The organism is Microbacterium sp. WCS2018Hpa-9, from assembly GCF_031843745.1.
In the GTDB taxonomy this organism is placed as follows: Bacteria; Actinomycetota; Actinomycetes; order Actinomycetales; family Microbacteriaceae; genus Microbacterium.
In genome coordinates, this window is the sequence record NZ_JAVTIY010000001.1 from 436,580 (window position 1) to 450,526 (window position 13,947).

The 13,947-nt window shown below is 66.7% G+C and carries 17 protein-coding genes; 4 read left to right on the forward strand and 13 right to left on the reverse strand.

Annotated elements, in window-relative coordinates; genetic code table 11:
• Positions 1 to 14: 14 nt before the first annotated feature.
• From recA to RQG82_RS02330, 10 genes are all read right to left on the reverse strand, one after another.
• On the reverse strand, positions 15 to 1,058 hold the full coding sequence (gene recA, locus RQG82_RS02285) for a recombinase RecA (RefSeq protein WP_311257506.1): 1,044 nt from the start codon (positions 1,056 to 1,058) through the stop codon (positions 15 to 17).
• A 267-nt stretch (positions 1,059 to 1,325) separates the two neighbouring features.
• On the reverse strand, positions 1,326 to 1,550 hold the full coding sequence (locus tag RQG82_RS02290; protein ID WP_311257507.1) for a DUF3046 domain-containing protein: 225 nt from the start codon (positions 1,548 to 1,550) through the stop codon (positions 1,326 to 1,328).
• Positions 1,551 to 1,574: 24 nt separating this feature from the next.
• Entirely contained in the window at positions 1,575 to 1,883 is a 309-nt protein-coding gene (locus tag RQG82_RS02295; protein WP_056509484.1) for a helix-turn-helix domain-containing protein, read from the reverse strand.
• 141 nt (positions 1,884 to 2,024) lie between these two features.
• A complete protein-coding gene (locus RQG82_RS02300) occupies positions 2,025 to 2,507 on the reverse strand; it encodes a CinA family protein (protein ID WP_311257508.1) in 483 nt (160 codons plus the stop codon).
• Positions 2,504 to 3,079 carry a CDP-diacylglycerol--glycerol-3-phosphate 3-phosphatidyltransferase gene (gene pgsA / locus RQG82_RS02305; RefSeq protein WP_311257509.1) on the reverse strand — a complete coding sequence of 192 codons (576 nt, stop codon included), beginning with the start codon at positions 3,077 to 3,079 and terminating at the stop codon, positions 2,504 to 2,506. Before pgsA ends, RQG82_RS02300 begins: the two co-directional genes overlap by 4 nt.
• Positions 3,079 to 5,817: a DNA translocase FtsK gene (locus RQG82_RS02310; RefSeq protein WP_311257510.1), complete on the reverse strand. Its 2,739-nt coding sequence runs from the start codon at positions 5,815 to 5,817 to the stop codon at positions 3,079 to 3,081. Before RQG82_RS02310 ends, pgsA begins: the two co-directional genes overlap by 1 nt.
• An 83-nt stretch (positions 5,818 to 5,900) precedes the next feature.
• Positions 5,901 to 6,395, reverse strand: coding sequence for a GNAT family N-acetyltransferase (locus RQG82_RS02315; RefSeq protein WP_311257511.1), 495 nt, complete (start codon positions 6,393 to 6,395; stop codon positions 5,901 to 5,903).
• Between the two features lie 73 nt (positions 6,396 to 6,468).
• Positions 6,469 to 8,145 carry a ribonuclease J gene (locus tag RQG82_RS02320; RefSeq protein ID WP_311257512.1) on the reverse strand — a complete coding sequence of 559 codons (1,677 nt, stop codon included), beginning with the start codon at positions 8,143 to 8,145 and terminating at the stop codon, positions 6,469 to 6,471.
• Between the two features lie 68 nt (positions 8,146 to 8,213).
• Complete coding sequence (gene dapA / locus RQG82_RS02325; RefSeq protein WP_290159992.1) at positions 8,214 to 9,191, reverse strand: 4-hydroxy-tetrahydrodipicolinate synthase; 978 nt, start codon at positions 9,189 to 9,191, stop codon at positions 8,214 to 8,216.
• A 28-nt stretch (positions 9,192 to 9,219) separates the two neighbouring features.
• Positions 9,220 to 9,666 carry an EF-Tu/IF-2/RF-3 family GTPase gene (locus RQG82_RS02330; RefSeq protein ID WP_311257513.1) on the reverse strand — a complete coding sequence of 149 codons (447 nt, stop codon included), beginning with the start codon at positions 9,664 to 9,666 and terminating at the stop codon, positions 9,220 to 9,222.
• A gap of 36 nt (positions 9,667 to 9,702) precedes the next feature.
• On the opposite strand from RQG82_RS02330, the gene RQG82_RS02335 reads away from it, so the two are divergent.
• Entirely contained in the window at positions 9,703 to 10,242 is a 540-nt protein-coding gene (locus RQG82_RS02335; protein WP_311257514.1) for an NUDIX hydrolase, read from the forward strand.
• A gap of 42 nt (positions 10,243 to 10,284) precedes the next feature.
• Here the strand turns inward: RQG82_RS02335 and RQG82_RS02340 are convergent, their stop codons facing one another.
• Genes RQG82_RS02340 through RQG82_RS02350 form a run of 3 tightly spaced genes read right to left on the reverse strand, consistent with a single transcriptional unit; the run spans position 10,285 to position 12,328 of the window.
• A complete protein-coding gene (locus RQG82_RS02340; protein WP_311257515.1) occupies positions 10,285 to 11,046 on the reverse strand; it encodes an SDR family oxidoreductase in 762 nt (253 codons plus the stop codon).
• Positions 11,046 to 11,522 carry a dihydrofolate reductase gene (locus RQG82_RS02345; RefSeq protein WP_311257516.1) on the reverse strand — a complete coding sequence of 159 codons (477 nt, stop codon included), beginning with the start codon at positions 11,520 to 11,522 and terminating at the stop codon, positions 11,046 to 11,048. Before RQG82_RS02345 ends, RQG82_RS02340 begins: the two co-directional genes overlap by 1 nt.
• The gene (locus RQG82_RS02350; protein WP_311257517.1) at positions 11,519 to 12,328 is read right to left on the reverse strand and encodes a thymidylate synthase; all 810 of its coding nucleotides are present in this window, start codon (positions 12,326 to 12,328) and stop codon (positions 11,519 to 11,521) included. Before RQG82_RS02350 ends, RQG82_RS02345 begins: the two co-directional genes overlap by 4 nt.
• A 95-nt stretch (positions 12,329 to 12,423) precedes the next feature.
• On the opposite strand from RQG82_RS02350, the gene RQG82_RS02355 reads away from it, so the two are divergent.
• The 3 genes from RQG82_RS02355 (at position 12,424) to RQG82_RS02365 (ending at position 13,941) form a co-directional block, all read left to right on the forward strand.
• The gene (locus RQG82_RS02355; protein ID WP_311257518.1) at positions 12,424 to 12,837 is read left to right on the forward strand and encodes a thioredoxin family protein; all 414 of its coding nucleotides are present in this window, start codon (positions 12,424 to 12,426) and stop codon (positions 12,835 to 12,837) included.
• Between the two features lie 22 nt (positions 12,838 to 12,859).
• Entirely contained in the window at positions 12,860 to 13,426 is a 567-nt protein-coding gene (locus tag RQG82_RS02360) for a DUF4395 domain-containing protein (RefSeq protein WP_311257519.1), read from the forward strand.
• 89 nt (positions 13,427 to 13,515) lie between these two features.
• Positions 13,516 to 13,941 (forward strand): OsmC family peroxiredoxin, encoded by a 426-nt coding sequence (locus RQG82_RS02365; RefSeq protein ID WP_042541785.1) that lies wholly within the window; start codon positions 13,516 to 13,518, stop codon positions 13,939 to 13,941.
• Positions 13,942 to 13,947: the final 6 nt, after the last annotated feature.

Sequence of the window (13,947 nt, forward strand, 5' to 3'; positions counted from 1 at the left end):
GCGAACCATCACGCTCATGCCGGACGGCGCTCGGCAAGCTCGTCGGCAGGCGCCTCGGTGGCTCCTCCGATGCCGAGCTTCTGCTTGATCTGCGTCTCGATCGCAAGCGCGACATCGGGGTTCTTGAGCAGGAACGATCGCGCGTTCTCCTTGCCCTGGCCCAGCTGATCGCCGTCGTAGGTGTACCACGATCCGGACTTCTTCACGATGCCGTGCTCGACACCGAAGTCGATCAGGCTGCCCTCTCGCGAAATGCCGATGCCATACAGGATGTCGAACTCCGCCTGCTTGAAGGGCGGAGCCATCTTGTTCTTCACCACCTTGACCCTGGTGCGGTTTCCGACTGCGTCGGTGCCGTCCTTCAGCGTCTCGATGCGACGGATGTCCATGCGGACCGACGCGTAGAACTTCAGCGCCTTTCCACCCGCGGTGGTCTCAGGCGATCCGAAGAAGACACCGATCTTCTCGCGCAGCTGGTTGATGAAGATCATCGTGGTGTTCGTCTGGTTGAGTCCACCCGTGAGCTTTCGCAGCGCCTGTGACATCAGTCGAGCCTGCAGACCCACGTGCGAGTCGCCCATCTCGCCCTCGATCTCGGCACGAGGCACGAGAGCCGCGACGGAGTCGATGACGATCAGATCGATGGCGCCGGAGCGGACGAGCATGTCCGCGATCTCGAGAGCCTGCTCACCCGTGTCGGGCTGCGAGACGAGAAGCGCGTCGATGTCGACACCGAGCTTCGCGGCGTAGTCGGGGTCGAGCGCGTGCTCGGCATCGATGAATGCGGCGATCCCGCCGGCGCGCTGTGCGTTCGCGATCGCGTGCAGCGTGAGTGTCGTCTTACCCGAGGATTCGGGACCGTAGATCTCGACGATTCGTCCACGCGGGAGGCCTCCGACGCCGAGGGCGACGTCGAGAGCGATGGAGCCGGTCGGGATGACGGCGACAGGTGCGCGTTCGTCACTGCCCAGTCTCATGACCGAGCCCTTTCCGAACTGACGGTCGATCTGGGCGAGGGCTGTCTCGAGGGACTTCTCGCGGTCAGCGGGTGATGGCATGACGGGCTCCTTATGCTCGCGTGGTGCCGCCTGTAGGCTGTCGCGGTCCTCCCGGCTGGGCGGAACTCTCCGACAAGGCGTATGGCTCTTCGGCTTGCTGTTCACCGTACGAGGCACCTCGGACATTGCGTCGTCAGCTCCGCGAAACAGGGAGAACACCGTCTCTGAACCACTTGTGCAGAAGACTACGCCCGTTTCGAACACATATTCGACGACACGCCGTCACGGCGTGTCGTTAGTCGAACGCGCGTCGAACGCCTCAGTCGGTCAACGCTTGCGCGGCTCGAGGCGCCCAGCGCCGTGCCGTCGCTCGTGGGGCACATCGGTCTCGGCGCACAGCGCCAACCAGATGTCGCGCGGCGGAACGCCGGCATCCAGCGCCTGGTCCGCAGTACGGCCGGCGAGCTGGGTCAGAATCAGGTCGCTGATGAGAGACGACCCTCGACCGCCGAATTCCGCGTCGACCGCGCGGAGGAACTCACTGCGACGCATCAGAGGCTGAAGTGGATCCGAAGCTCAGTGGAGCGAGAGCTCTGGCTCGATGGAAGCCACGAGGTCGTCGGGAACGACATCGGGGAAGACCTGGATGCCCTCGAGGACGGAGATGCGATCGCCGACCTCTCGCATGATGATCGAGATGGGAACGTCCAGAGCATCGGCCACCGAGGCGAGGATCTCGCTCGAGGCCTCCTTCTGGCCCCGCTCGACCTCGCTGAGATAGCCGAGTGCCACAGATGCCTTGCTCGCAACCTGCCGGAGCGTACGCCCCTTCTGCAGGCGGAAGTCCCTCAGCACATCGCCGATTTCCTGTCGTACAAGAATCATCGGAACCTCCTCCCAGATCGCCTTCTCGAGGTCTCCCTCGAGAAGACCGCCAGTCTAGTCCTACCGACCTTCACAAAATCTACCTTCGCACGCTGTGCTTTCGGTGTGAGCACATAGGAGATAACGGGACGCACGCGTCGACTATTCCCGGACGACCCGTGCGAGCATCTCGACGGCCGCATCGACCGCCTGAGCCCGCACCCGTGCGCGATCGCCGTCGAACCTGAAGACCTCGCTCACGGAGCGATCAGGGGTCACGACGGCGATGTGCACCGTGCCGACCGGCTGACCGTCGGGGGAATCCGGTCCGGCGATCCCCGTGGTCGAGACGCCCACGTCGGCAGGCACTCCCGAGATCTCCATGGCTCGGCGCGCCCCCGCCGCCATCTGCAGCGCGACGCCGCGGTGCACCGGCCCGTGCGCATCGAGCAGGCCGTCGTCGACGCCCAGCAGCGTGTGTTTCACCGGGGTGGCGTAGGCCACGATCGCTCCCCGCAGCGATGCCGACGCGCCAGGCACGGAGACGAACTCGGCGGCGAGGGCACCGCCCGTCAGCGACTCCGCTATTGCGAAAGTCCAGCCGCGCTCGATCAGCGCGGCGAGCACCTCCGACGCCGACGTCACGACCGCTGCCGCGACCCTCGCACCTGCGCCACGATGTAGTCGATGCCGCTCGCCACCGTGAGGATCAGCGCCAGGATCATCAGGATCGCGGTCCCGACCACCCACAGCTGAGGTCCTATCACCACGTGCAGCGGGAGCAGCGCCCAGGAAAGAGCCACGGCCTGAACCGCGGTCTTGACCTTGCCCATCCACGCGGCCGCCACGACGTGCTCCTTCGCGACCATGAGGCGGTGGATCGTGATGCCCCACTCGCGGATCAGGATCACGATCACGACCCACCAGTTGAGCTCGCCGAGCACGGCCAGGCCGATGAAGCCCGCCCCCGTGAGCAGCTTGTCGGCGATCGGGTCCCACAGCTTGCCGAAGTCCGTGACGATGTCGTAGCGACGCGCCAGATAGCCGTCGACCCAGTCGGTGGAGATGCCCACGACGAAGAGGATCGCTGCAACCCATCGGATGACGATGTCGTCGAGCCCGTACGTTCCGCCCATCAGAAGCAGGACGAAGAAGATCACCGCGAGCGGGATGCGCGCGACGGTGATCGCGTTGGGAAGCTGCCGTGGAATGGTCATCAGTCTCGTCCTGTCAGTCCCCAGGCGTCTTCGTCGCCGTCGTCATCAGCCTCTACCACCGGCAGCCCCTGGAACTGGGCTTCGACCGGGTCATGCGGGGTTCCGGCCGCGGTCGCAGCCGCAGTGGGAGCAGCCGGCTTCGGCGGAGCATCGTCGCCTCGAAGCTTCGCCATGACCTGGGGCAGCTGCTCGGCCGTCGCCAGCACGTCGCGGGCCTTGGAGCCTTCGGACGGGCCGACGATCTCTCGCGACTCGAGGAGGTCCATCAGGCGACCCGCCTTGGCGAAGCCGACGCGCAGCTTGCGCTGCAGCATCGACGTCGAACCGAACTGCGACGACACGATGAGTTCGGCGGCCGCGAGAAGGAGCTCGAGATCATCACCGATGTCCTCATCGACCTCCTTCTTCTTCGCAGGCTCGAGCGCCTCCTGCACATCGGCGCGGTAGTCGGGGCGAGCCTGACGCGTGACGTGCTTGACGACCGCGTCGATCTCCTTCTCGTCGACCCATGCACCCTGCAGACGGAACGGCTTGGAGGATCCCATCGGGGAGAACAGCGCGTCACCCTGGCCGATCAGCTTGTCGGCGCCGGGGCTGTCGAGGATCACGCGGCTGTCGGTGACGCTCGTCACGGCGAACGCGAGGCGCGACGGGACGTTGGCCTTGATCAGACCGGTCACGACGTCGACGCTGGGTCGCTGGGTGGCGAGCACCAGGTGGATTCCGGATGCTCGCGCGAGCTGGGTGATGCGGACGATCGAGTCTTCGACATCTCGCGGGGCGACCATCATCAGGTCGGCGAGCTCATCGACGACCACGAGAAGGTACGGGTACGGCTTGAGAACGCGTTCGCTGCCGACGGGGAGCTCGACCTCGCCCGCGCGGACCGCCCTATTGAAGTCGTCGATGTGGCGGAACCCGAACGACGCGAGGTCGTCGTACCGCATGTCCATCTCCTTCACGACCCACTGGAGCGCCTCGGCGGCCTTCTTGGGATTCGTGATGATGGGGGTGATCAGGTGCGGCACGCCCGCGTAGCTGGTCAGCTCGACGCGCTTCGGGTCGATCAGGACCATTCGCACATCGGTGGGCCGGGCCCGCATGAGCAGGCTCGTGATCATCGAGTTGACGAAGCTGGACTTACCCGACCCCGTGGATCCCGCGACCAGCAGGTGGGGCATCTTCGCGAGGTTGGCGATGACGATGTTCCCGCCGACATCTTTTCCGACGCCGATCGTCATCGGGTGCGTGCTCTTGTGCGCCGCCGGCGACCGCAGCACGTCGCCGAGCGCGACCATCTCCTTGTCGGCGTTGGGTATCTCGATGCCGATCGCGCTCTTGCCGGGGATCGGCGAGAGTATCCGCACATCGTTGGACGCCACCGCGTAGGCGAAGTTGTTGCTCAGCTGGAGGATCTTCTCGACCTTGACACCGTGACCGACCTCCACCTCGTACTGGGTGACCGTCGGACCACGCGAGAAGCCTGTGACCTTCGCATCGACCTTGAACTGCGTCAGCACGCTCGTGATCTGCTCGATCACCTTGTCGGTCGCCTCGGACCGCACGACCGGCGGCGGTCCTTCGACCAGGAGCCCCGGCGACGGAAGCACGTATGGGGTCACCGGCGCCTGCGGGCCCCGCTCCCCCGGCCCAGGTGTTCCGAAGCCGTCGAGTCCCGGCAGCTCGGGCATCTCGCCCGTGTCGGACTCGTCATCGAGAAGCGCAGTGGTCTGCTGCCCGGCCAATGACTCGGTGACCGAGCGCACGTCTGACAACACCTCCGTCGCGGCGTCTGAGGGGTTCTCCACGACGACGGCCTGGTCGTACGCAGGAGTCGGCTCCGAGGTGGTGAGAAGCGCGGTGATGTCGTCGGAGCCGAGGGTCCCCTCGTCGGGGTCCTCCTCGCGGCCGGTCTTGTTACGCCGCCACCACGGCAGTACATCCGGGTCGTCGACCTTGTCAGCCTCGTCGACCTCCGCGGCATCCTTCGCCGACTTCTCCGGGCGCTCGGCGTCGAACATCCACGCGTAGAGATCCCCGAGGCGCTGACCGATGCGGTTCGGCGGGGTCTTGGTCAGGATCAGGATGCTGAGAGCGGCGAGGACCGACAGCACGATGTACGCGCCGACCGGGGTGAGATACGACAGTGGCTCCCCGAGCATCCAGCCGAACAGTCCGCCCGCCTCGCTGAGCGCAGGCATGCCGTCCTTGGGCTGTGGTCGCACGAGCAGACCTGCGGAATCGGCTCGGCCGGCCGCGGTGTGACAGAAGCCCGCGAGGGCGAGGACGAACAGCCCGAACCCGATGCCGATGCGCCCGTTGTCATGCACGGACGACGGATGACGGAACAGCCAGCCGGCGAGCAGCAGGAGCAGGACCGGCATGACGAAGGCCACGCGTCCGACGAGAAGACCCACCGAGTAGGCGCTGATGTTCGAGGCGACCTCGTTGCCGATGAAGAACCATTCGTTGACGGCGCCGGCGATCGCCAACAGCACGAGCAGGAACGGGAAGCCATCGCGCCGATCGTCCTTCTCGAGAGTCTCGGGCCCGAAAGCTCGGAACAGTCCGCCGACACCGTGGGCGAGGCCGTTCCAGGCCCGCACCGCCACCGGGGGCTTGTCGACCTCGTCGATGTACTTCTTGGGGGCTGCCTGAGCCTTCGGAGCAGCCTGCCTCTTCGGGCGAGGCGTGGCGCTCTCGGACGCGCGCGCTGACTTCGTGGTACTCCTGGCCATGCTCTCACGTTACGTCCAGAGGCCGACATAGGCCCGTAATGACGCGGCATTCCGCCGTTTTCCACCGGCGGAGCGGCGATGGATCAGGACCCGCGATGCACCATCGTGACGCGGGCGCTTCCTGCGTCGATGGCCACGAAACCCTCCGATCGATACAGGGTCCGCGCGAAGTTGTCCCGTTCCACGCTGAGGCTGAGTCGGGGGTGTCCCTGCTCGCGGGCGTGGTCCACGAGTCGTCGGAGCAGAGTGCGCCCGACGCCGTGGGCACGCCAGATCGGCTGCACGCCGATGATGAGCTCCGGCACCGCGGTTCCGACGAATCCGAAACCCGCGTCATCCGGTGCGAGCATGCGGTACCACGCCGCGCCGATCGGCCGCCCGTCCGCATCGATGGCGAGGAAGCCCGCATCCGCGGGTCGCATCCATCCGGAGACGTAGCGCCGATGCTCGACGGCCGTGAGGATCTCGTGGCGCGGGCGTGCTCCGCCCGAGCGCCAGTTCGCCGCCTCGACGACCATGTCGCCGAGGAAGCTCCCGTCCGCCTGTGCGGCGGGTCGGATCGAGAAGTCGTCCGGCATGAGGAGAGCGTATGCCGCTCGCGTTACAGCCGAATGTCGGTCGACTGTGAACCCGCGCGCGGCGCTGCTCCGATCACGCCTCGATGACGAGGGGAACGATCATCGGACGACGACGGAGCTTCTGGTTGACCCAGCGCCCGATCGTCCGGCGGATCACCTGCGAGAGCGCGTGGGTGTCACGCACGCCGTTGCCGGATGCTTCCTTCAGCGCGGCGATGATCTTCGGTGTGACGTCATCGAAGACGGAATCGTCTTCGGCGATGCCGCGCGCGTGGATCTCGGGTCCCGAGATGATGCGACCCGTCGCGGCATCCACCACGACGATCACCGAGACGAAGCCTTCTTCGGCCAGAATCCGGCGGTCCTTGAGATCTGCGTCGGTGATCGCGCCGACAGTCGAGCCGTCGACGTAGACGAACCCGAGGTCGAGCTGACCGACCACGCGCGCGTCGCCGTCCTTCAGATCGATCACGGTGCCGTTCGACGCGATGATCGTGCGCTCGGCCGCGACTCCCGTGTCCTGAGCCAGCTTGGCGTTGGCGATCAGGTGACGGTACTCGCCGTGCACGGGAAGCACGTTCTTGGGCTTGAGGATGTTGTAGCAGTAGATCAGCTCGCCTGCCGCGGCGTGCCCCGAGACGTGCACCTTGGCGTTCGCCTTGTGCACGACGTTCGCGCCGAGCTTGGTGAGTCCGTCGATCACGCGGTAGACGGCGTTCTCGTTTCCGGGGATCAGGCTGGAGGCCAGGATCACGGTGTCGCCCTCGCCGGGCTCGATCGCGTGATCGAGGTTCGCCATGCGGCTCAGGACGGCCATGGGCTCGCCCTGCGAGCCGGTCGACATGTAGACGATCTTGTCGTCGGGAAGATCTCGCGCCTTCTTGTAGTCGATCAGCAGGCCGCTCGGCACCTTCAGGTAGCCCAGGTCCTCGGCGATCGTCATGTTGCGCAGCATGCTGCGCCCGAGCAGCGCCACCCGGCGACCGTGCGCCGCCGCGGCGTCGAGGACCTGCTGCACCCGGTGCACGTGGCTGGAGAAGCTCGCGACGATGACTCGCCTCGGAGCCTTGCCGATGACCTGATCGAGCACAGGCCCGATCGAGCGCTCGGTGGGTGTGAACCCCGGCACGTCGGCGTTGGTCGAGTCGACGAGGAAGAGGTCGACTCCCTCCTCACCCAGGCGGGCGAAGGCACGAAGGTCGGTGATGCGTCCGTCGAGCGGCAGCTGGTCCATCTTGAAGTCGCCGGTCGCCAGCACGAGGCCGGCGGGAGTGCGGATCGCGACGGCGAGGGCGTCGGGGATCGAGTGGTTCACAGCGACGAACTCGAGGTCGAAGGGTCCGACCTTCTCGCGCTGCCCCTCTTTCACAGTGAGCGTGTACGCCTTGATGCGGTGTTCCTTCAGCTTCGCCTCGACCAGCGCGAGCGTGAGGCCGGAACCGATCACGGGGATGTCGCTCTTCAGACGCAGCAGATACGGAACCGCACCGATGTGGTCCTCGTGACCGTGGGTGAGGACGACACCGACGATGTCGTCGAGGCGGCCCTTGATCGGCTCGAAGTCGGGCAGGATCAGGTCGACTCCCGGCTGGTGCTCCTCGGGGAAGAGAACTCCGCAGTCGACGATCAGGATCTTCCCGTCGAACTCGAAGATGGTCATGTTGCGACCGATCTCGCCGAGGCCGCCGAGCGGGGTGACCCGGAGCGTCCCTTCTTCGAGTGCTGCGGGGTCTGCGATCGGGATGGACATGCTGTCTCCTCAGTCGGACGCTCGACGCGTCCGTTCGTTCGTTGTGACGCGGCTCACCGCGTTCGGTCTCAGCGTGTTGTGCCGTGCACCTTCGGCAGGGCACCGCCAGCGGCCGCGTTGCGGTCGGGGCGGAAGTTGGAGAAGTCTGCCCCGGGGACGTCCCTCACGAGATCGAGCTCGTCCTCGATGAGGGCGGCCTCCCACTCTTCTGGGCCGACGAGCGGCAGACGCACGCGCGGGCTCGAGATGCGGCCGAGCCCGTGCAGGATGTACTTCGCCGCGACAGTGCCCGGCACGTGCGTCATGACGGCGCGCACCAGCGGCTCGAGGCGTTTGTGCTCAGCAGTCGCTGTCGCGAGATCGCCTCGGTTGACGGCGTCGATGATGGTTCGGTACGGCGCCGCCGCGACGTTCGCGGTCACGCCGATCAGGCCGGTCGCGCCTATCGCGAGATGCGGCAGCACGTTGGCGTCGTCGCCCGAGAAGTACATGAGGTCGGTCTGGTTCAAGACGCGGCTCACCTCGGAGAAGTCGCCCTTGGCGTCCTTCACGGCGAGGATGTTCGGGTGCTTCGCGAGCCGGAGGATGGTCTCGTACTTGATCGGCACACCCGTGCGTCCAGGGATGTCGTACAGGATCACCGGGAGGTCCGTGGCGTCAGCGACGAGACGGAAGTGGGTCAGGATGCCGGCCTGTGTCGGCTTGTTGTAGTACGGCGTGACGATCATGATGCCGTCTGCGCCGGCCTTCTCGCTGGCCTTGTACAGCTCTATCGCGTGCGCGGTCTCGTTCGATCCGCCGCCCGTGATGATCTTCGCGCGGCCGGCGGAGACCGACTTCCCGACCTCGACGAGCTTGAGCTTCTCGGGGTCCGTCAGGGTCGAGGTCTCGCCGGTCGTTCCCGTCACGACGATTCCGTCAGCACCGGCGGTGATGACGTCATCGATGTGCTTCTCGACGGCGGGCCAATCGACTTCACCGTCGGCCGTCATCGGAGTGACGAGCGCGACGAGAACCTGTCCGAAAGGGTTGCCCGAGTGCGTCATGCCCCCAGCGTATCGGTTCGCGTGCCGCTCACCCAGACGGCGTCAGGCTGATGACATCTCCGCGGGCGATCGCTATCTTCTCCCGGAGCACCAGACCAGACAGCTCTCCCACCGTCGCCTCGTTCACGCGCTTCCGGAACATCTCGATGCCGCTGATCCGCGTCTGCGCCTGCAGAGCTCCGTCGCGCAGCACCACTATGTCGTCATCCACCCGCAGCACGCCCGACGTGACCCTGCCTGTCGCGACCGTTCCGCGCCCGGTGATGGTGAAGACGTCCTCGACCAGGAACTCGGCCGAACTCGAGGGCACCGACAGCGAAGCCGACGCCGGAACGCGAGTGCCGTCACCCGTCGCAGTCTCCCCCGCGACGCCGGAAGTCATCGCAGCGAGTCGCGCGGCTTCCGTTTCGTTGTATCGGCGCAGCATCTCGTTGGCATCCTCAGGGTCGCGCTTCCTGTCGAACAGCCATCCCATGCAGTCGATACTAGGGATCCGCATAGGCTCGACTCCATGGCATGGGTCACACGCGAGTCATCGACGGTGTACGAGAACCGGTGGATCGAGGTGAGGGAGGACCAGGTGACGGGCCCCGGGGGCGACGGGATCTACGGCGTGGTGACCATGCGGCATCCGGCGGTCTTCGTGGTCGCGCTCGATGACGAGGACCGCGTCTGCCTCATCTCGCTCGAGCGCTACACGACAGGCGTCTCGATCGAGGTGCCTGCCGGGGGAAGCGACGGTGAGGATCCGCTCGTGGCCGCGCAGCGCGAGCTGCTCGAGGAGACGGGATTCGTCGCCGAGGACTGGACGTCGCTCGGAACCATGAACGCCCTGAACGGGATCGCCCACGCGCCAGAGCATGTGTTCCTCGCCCGCGTCATGACTCCCGCGGACGACTCGACGCACACCCGGGCGGAGGAGGGCATCGACGCCGTCACCTGGGTGCCGTTCTCCGAGGCGCTCAGCATGATCGCCGACGGGCGGATCACCGATGGAGAGACCGTGGCAGCGATCGCCTACGCCGGCATCCGCCTGGGTAGATTCCGCTGATCGCGCAGCACCCGCTCGTGGCGGAGTGCCGTCGGCGTCAGGTCAGACGCGACCTCGTCGGGCGACACCGGCGGTCAGCGCGCTCGGCAGCAGACTAGCGATCGCCACGATCGACTTGTAGCGCAGCGAGGGAATCGAGACCGCCTTGCCCCGTGCCGCATCACGGAGTCCCTCACGCACGACGTCACGTGCGTCGAGCCACATGAACGCCGGAACGCCCTCGTGCCCGGGTGCGAGCCCCATCCGCTCGTGGAAGGTCGTATGCGTGAAACCGGGGCAGACCGCGGTGACCGTGACACGGTCACGGGAGTACTCCGCATTCGCCCAGCGACTGAAGCTGATGAGCCAGCTCTTGCAGGCCGAGTAGGTCGAGCGGGAGATGAAGCCGGCGACGGAGGCGACGTTGATGATGCGGCCGCCGCGGCCGCGCATCGACCCGAGCGCCGCATGCATGAGGCGCATCGACGCCTCGACGTGGACGCGGAGATGCCGCACCTCGTCGTCGATGTCGTTGTCGGCGAACTGCAGCGGCAACCCGAAGCCGGCGTTGTTGATCAACAGATCCACCGGGTCGGAGGCGTCGCGGAGACGATCGGCGACGCGGTCCACATCGGCAGACACGGAGAGATCCGCGACGAGGATCTCGACCGCGATGCCGTATTCGCCACGCAGCTCGGCAGCGACACTCTCGAGAGCATCCGCCGACCGGGCGACGAGCACGAGATCGGCGCGACGACGCGCGAGCTGGCGCGCGAACTCGGCGCCGAGTCCGGCGCTGGCACCTGTGATCAGCGCGGTGGGCATCAGCGCTCGTATCCGAGGAAGCGATAGCGGATGCCGGAGCGCGACGTCTGCCACTCCCCCTCGTCGACGAGGCGCCACCCGGCCTTCGACGGCGCGTAGGCGTCACCGGTGACATCGATGTCGAGCTCTGTGACCTCGAGTCGATCAGCATCGGCGATCACGAGGCGGAAGATCTCGGCTCCGCCGATGATCCAGACCCTGTCGTGGCCTCGCACCGCATCCGTCACCGCCGCCGCGCGACGAGCCCCGTCTGCGGACCAGTCCTGCTGGCGGGTGATGACGATGTTCTCGCGTCCGGGGAGCGGACGGAATCGCTCGGGGAGCGAGTCCCACGTCTTGCGTCCCATGATCACGGGAGCACCGAGTGTGACCTCTTTGAAATGCGCGAGGTCCTCGGGGACGTTCCAGGGCATGCCGCCCTCTGCTCCGATGACGCCGCCGTGGGCTTCTGCCCAGATCAGCCCGACCCAGGTCATACCGCGACCGCCGCCCGGATCGGAGCGTGGTGCTGGTAGTCCTCGACGATGAAGTCGTCGTAGCTGTAGTCGAGGATCGACTCCGGCTTCCGAGCGAACCGCAGCGTCGGGTACGGGTAGGGGTCGCGAGTCAGCTGTTCGTTCACCTGCTCGAGATGGTTGTCGTAGATGTGGCAGTCGCCCCCCGTCCAGACGAAGTCGCCGGGCTCGAGTCCGACCTGCTGCGCGACCATCAGGGTGAGCAGCGCGTAGGACGCGATGTTGAACGGGACCCCGAGGAAGAGATCGGCGCTGCGCTGGTAGAGCTGGCAGGAGAGCTTGCCGTCTGCGACGTAGAACTGGAAGAGCGCGTGGCAGGGAGCGAGCGCCATGTCGGGGATGTCGGCCGGGTTCCAGGCAGACACGATGAGTCGGCGGGAGTCGGGAGTCTGACGGATCTGCTCGATCACCTGCGCGAGCTGATCGATGCTCCCGCCGTCGGGGGTCGGCCAGCTCCGCCACTGGACGCCGTAGACGGGGCCCAGATCTCCGGAGGCATCCGCCCACTCGTCCCAGATCGTGACGCCGTGGTCCTGCAGCCACTTCACGTTCGAGTCGCCCCGGAGGAACCACAGGAGTTCGTACGCGATCGACTTGAAGTGCACGCGCTTCGTCGTGATCAGCGGGAAGCCCTGCGAGAGGTCGAAGCGGATCTGCCTGCCGAAGACGCTGGTGGTACCGGTGCCGGTGCGATCCGACTTGTGGGTGCCCGACTCCAGCACGTCTCGGAGAAGGTCTTCATACGGCGTCGGGACGGCTGCGCTCATGTGTGCCAGACTACCCGCCCCGAGGACGCAGGAGCCGGTTCGTCACGATGCGACATATCGGCCTCGACGCTCTCAGAGCACCGTATTCTCGAGCCATGTCGCCCACGCTCGCCTTCGGTATCACCGCGGCGCTGCTCGTGTTCGCCGCCGCCATCGGCATCGTGCTGCGTCTGCTCGACGGACGGCGCCGCAGGGGCGGCCACCTGAGATTCGATCCGGCGGACGCCGGTGGGGCGCAGCTGGGCGCCCGCGCGACCTTCGTGCAGTTCAGCACGGAGATGTGCACCCGCTGCCCGCAGGTGCGACGGATGCTGAGCGGATACGCCGCCGAGTCGGACGGCCTGAACCATGTCGAGGTCGACCTGACGCATCGTCCCGATCTTTCAGCCCGCTACAGAGTCCTGCAGACGCCGACGACTTTCGTCATCGACGGATCAGGCGCCGTCCGCGCACGATTCCACGGCGTGCCGCACCGTCACGCCCTGACGGAAGCGCTGGCCGCCGTATGAGACGGACGAGGATGGAACACAGATGACCACACCCGCAGGCATCGACCCCCGGGGGCCGCGCTTCGCAGCGACGATCACGACGGTGCTGCTGCTCGTCGCGACGTTCCTCGGGCTGATCGGCATCTCGACCGCCCGGACGTTCGGCTGGTTCGCCTACCAACCGCTGGCGTCAGCCGACCTGGGTTCGGACACCTGGGCTGTCAGCTCGGCGACGCTCGCACAGCGCGCGCTGGACCCGGGGTTCCTTCTCACCGTCGTGATCGCGCTGCTGTTCCTGTGGAGTGTCCTGTCGCCGACGACCGCCCCCTGGGGCGTCCTGTTCCGCCGGCTGGTCCGTCCGAGGCTGGCGCCTCCGACCGAGCTCGAGGACCCGAGACCTCCTCGCTTCGCTCAGGGAGTCGGTCTCTTCGTCGTCACGATCGGTCTCCTGCTGCACCTCGCCGGTGTGCCCTGGGCGTTGCCCATCGCGACTGCGGCCGCATTCATCGCGGCCTTCCTCAACGCCGCATTCTCGTTCTGCCTCGGCTGCCAGATCTATCTGCTGCTGCAGCGGGCCGGCGTCATCGGCCGTGCCGCGTCCACCGCCTGAGGCTGCTGTTCCGCCGCGGGCGACCGGTCGATAGGCTGGCCGAACACGCGATCCGCACATCGAGCAGCGCGTGAGACAACGGAGGAATCATGCCCGTCACCAGCGAAGCCACCACCACCTGGACCGGATCCCTCGCAGAGGGCTCGGGCACAGTCGCGTTCTCCTCGTCGAAGCTCGGCACCTTCCCGATCAACTGGAAGGCTCGCAGCGAGGGCAGCGACACCACCACCACCCCCGAGGAGCTGATCGCCGCGGCTCACGCCTCGTGCTTCAGCATGGCGCTGTCCCACGCGCTCTCGGAGAACGGCACTCCGCCGGAGCGCGTCAACACGAGCGCGTCGGTCACCTTCAAACCCGGCGTCGGAATCAGCGGAAGCCACCTGAACGTCAACGCCGTCGTTCCCGGGCTCTCTCCCGAGGACTTCCAGCGAATCGCCGCTGAGGCGAAGGTCGGCTGCCCGGTCTCGCAGGCTCTGGCCGGCATCGAGATCACGCTCGAGGCCACGCTCGCCTGAGTCCGG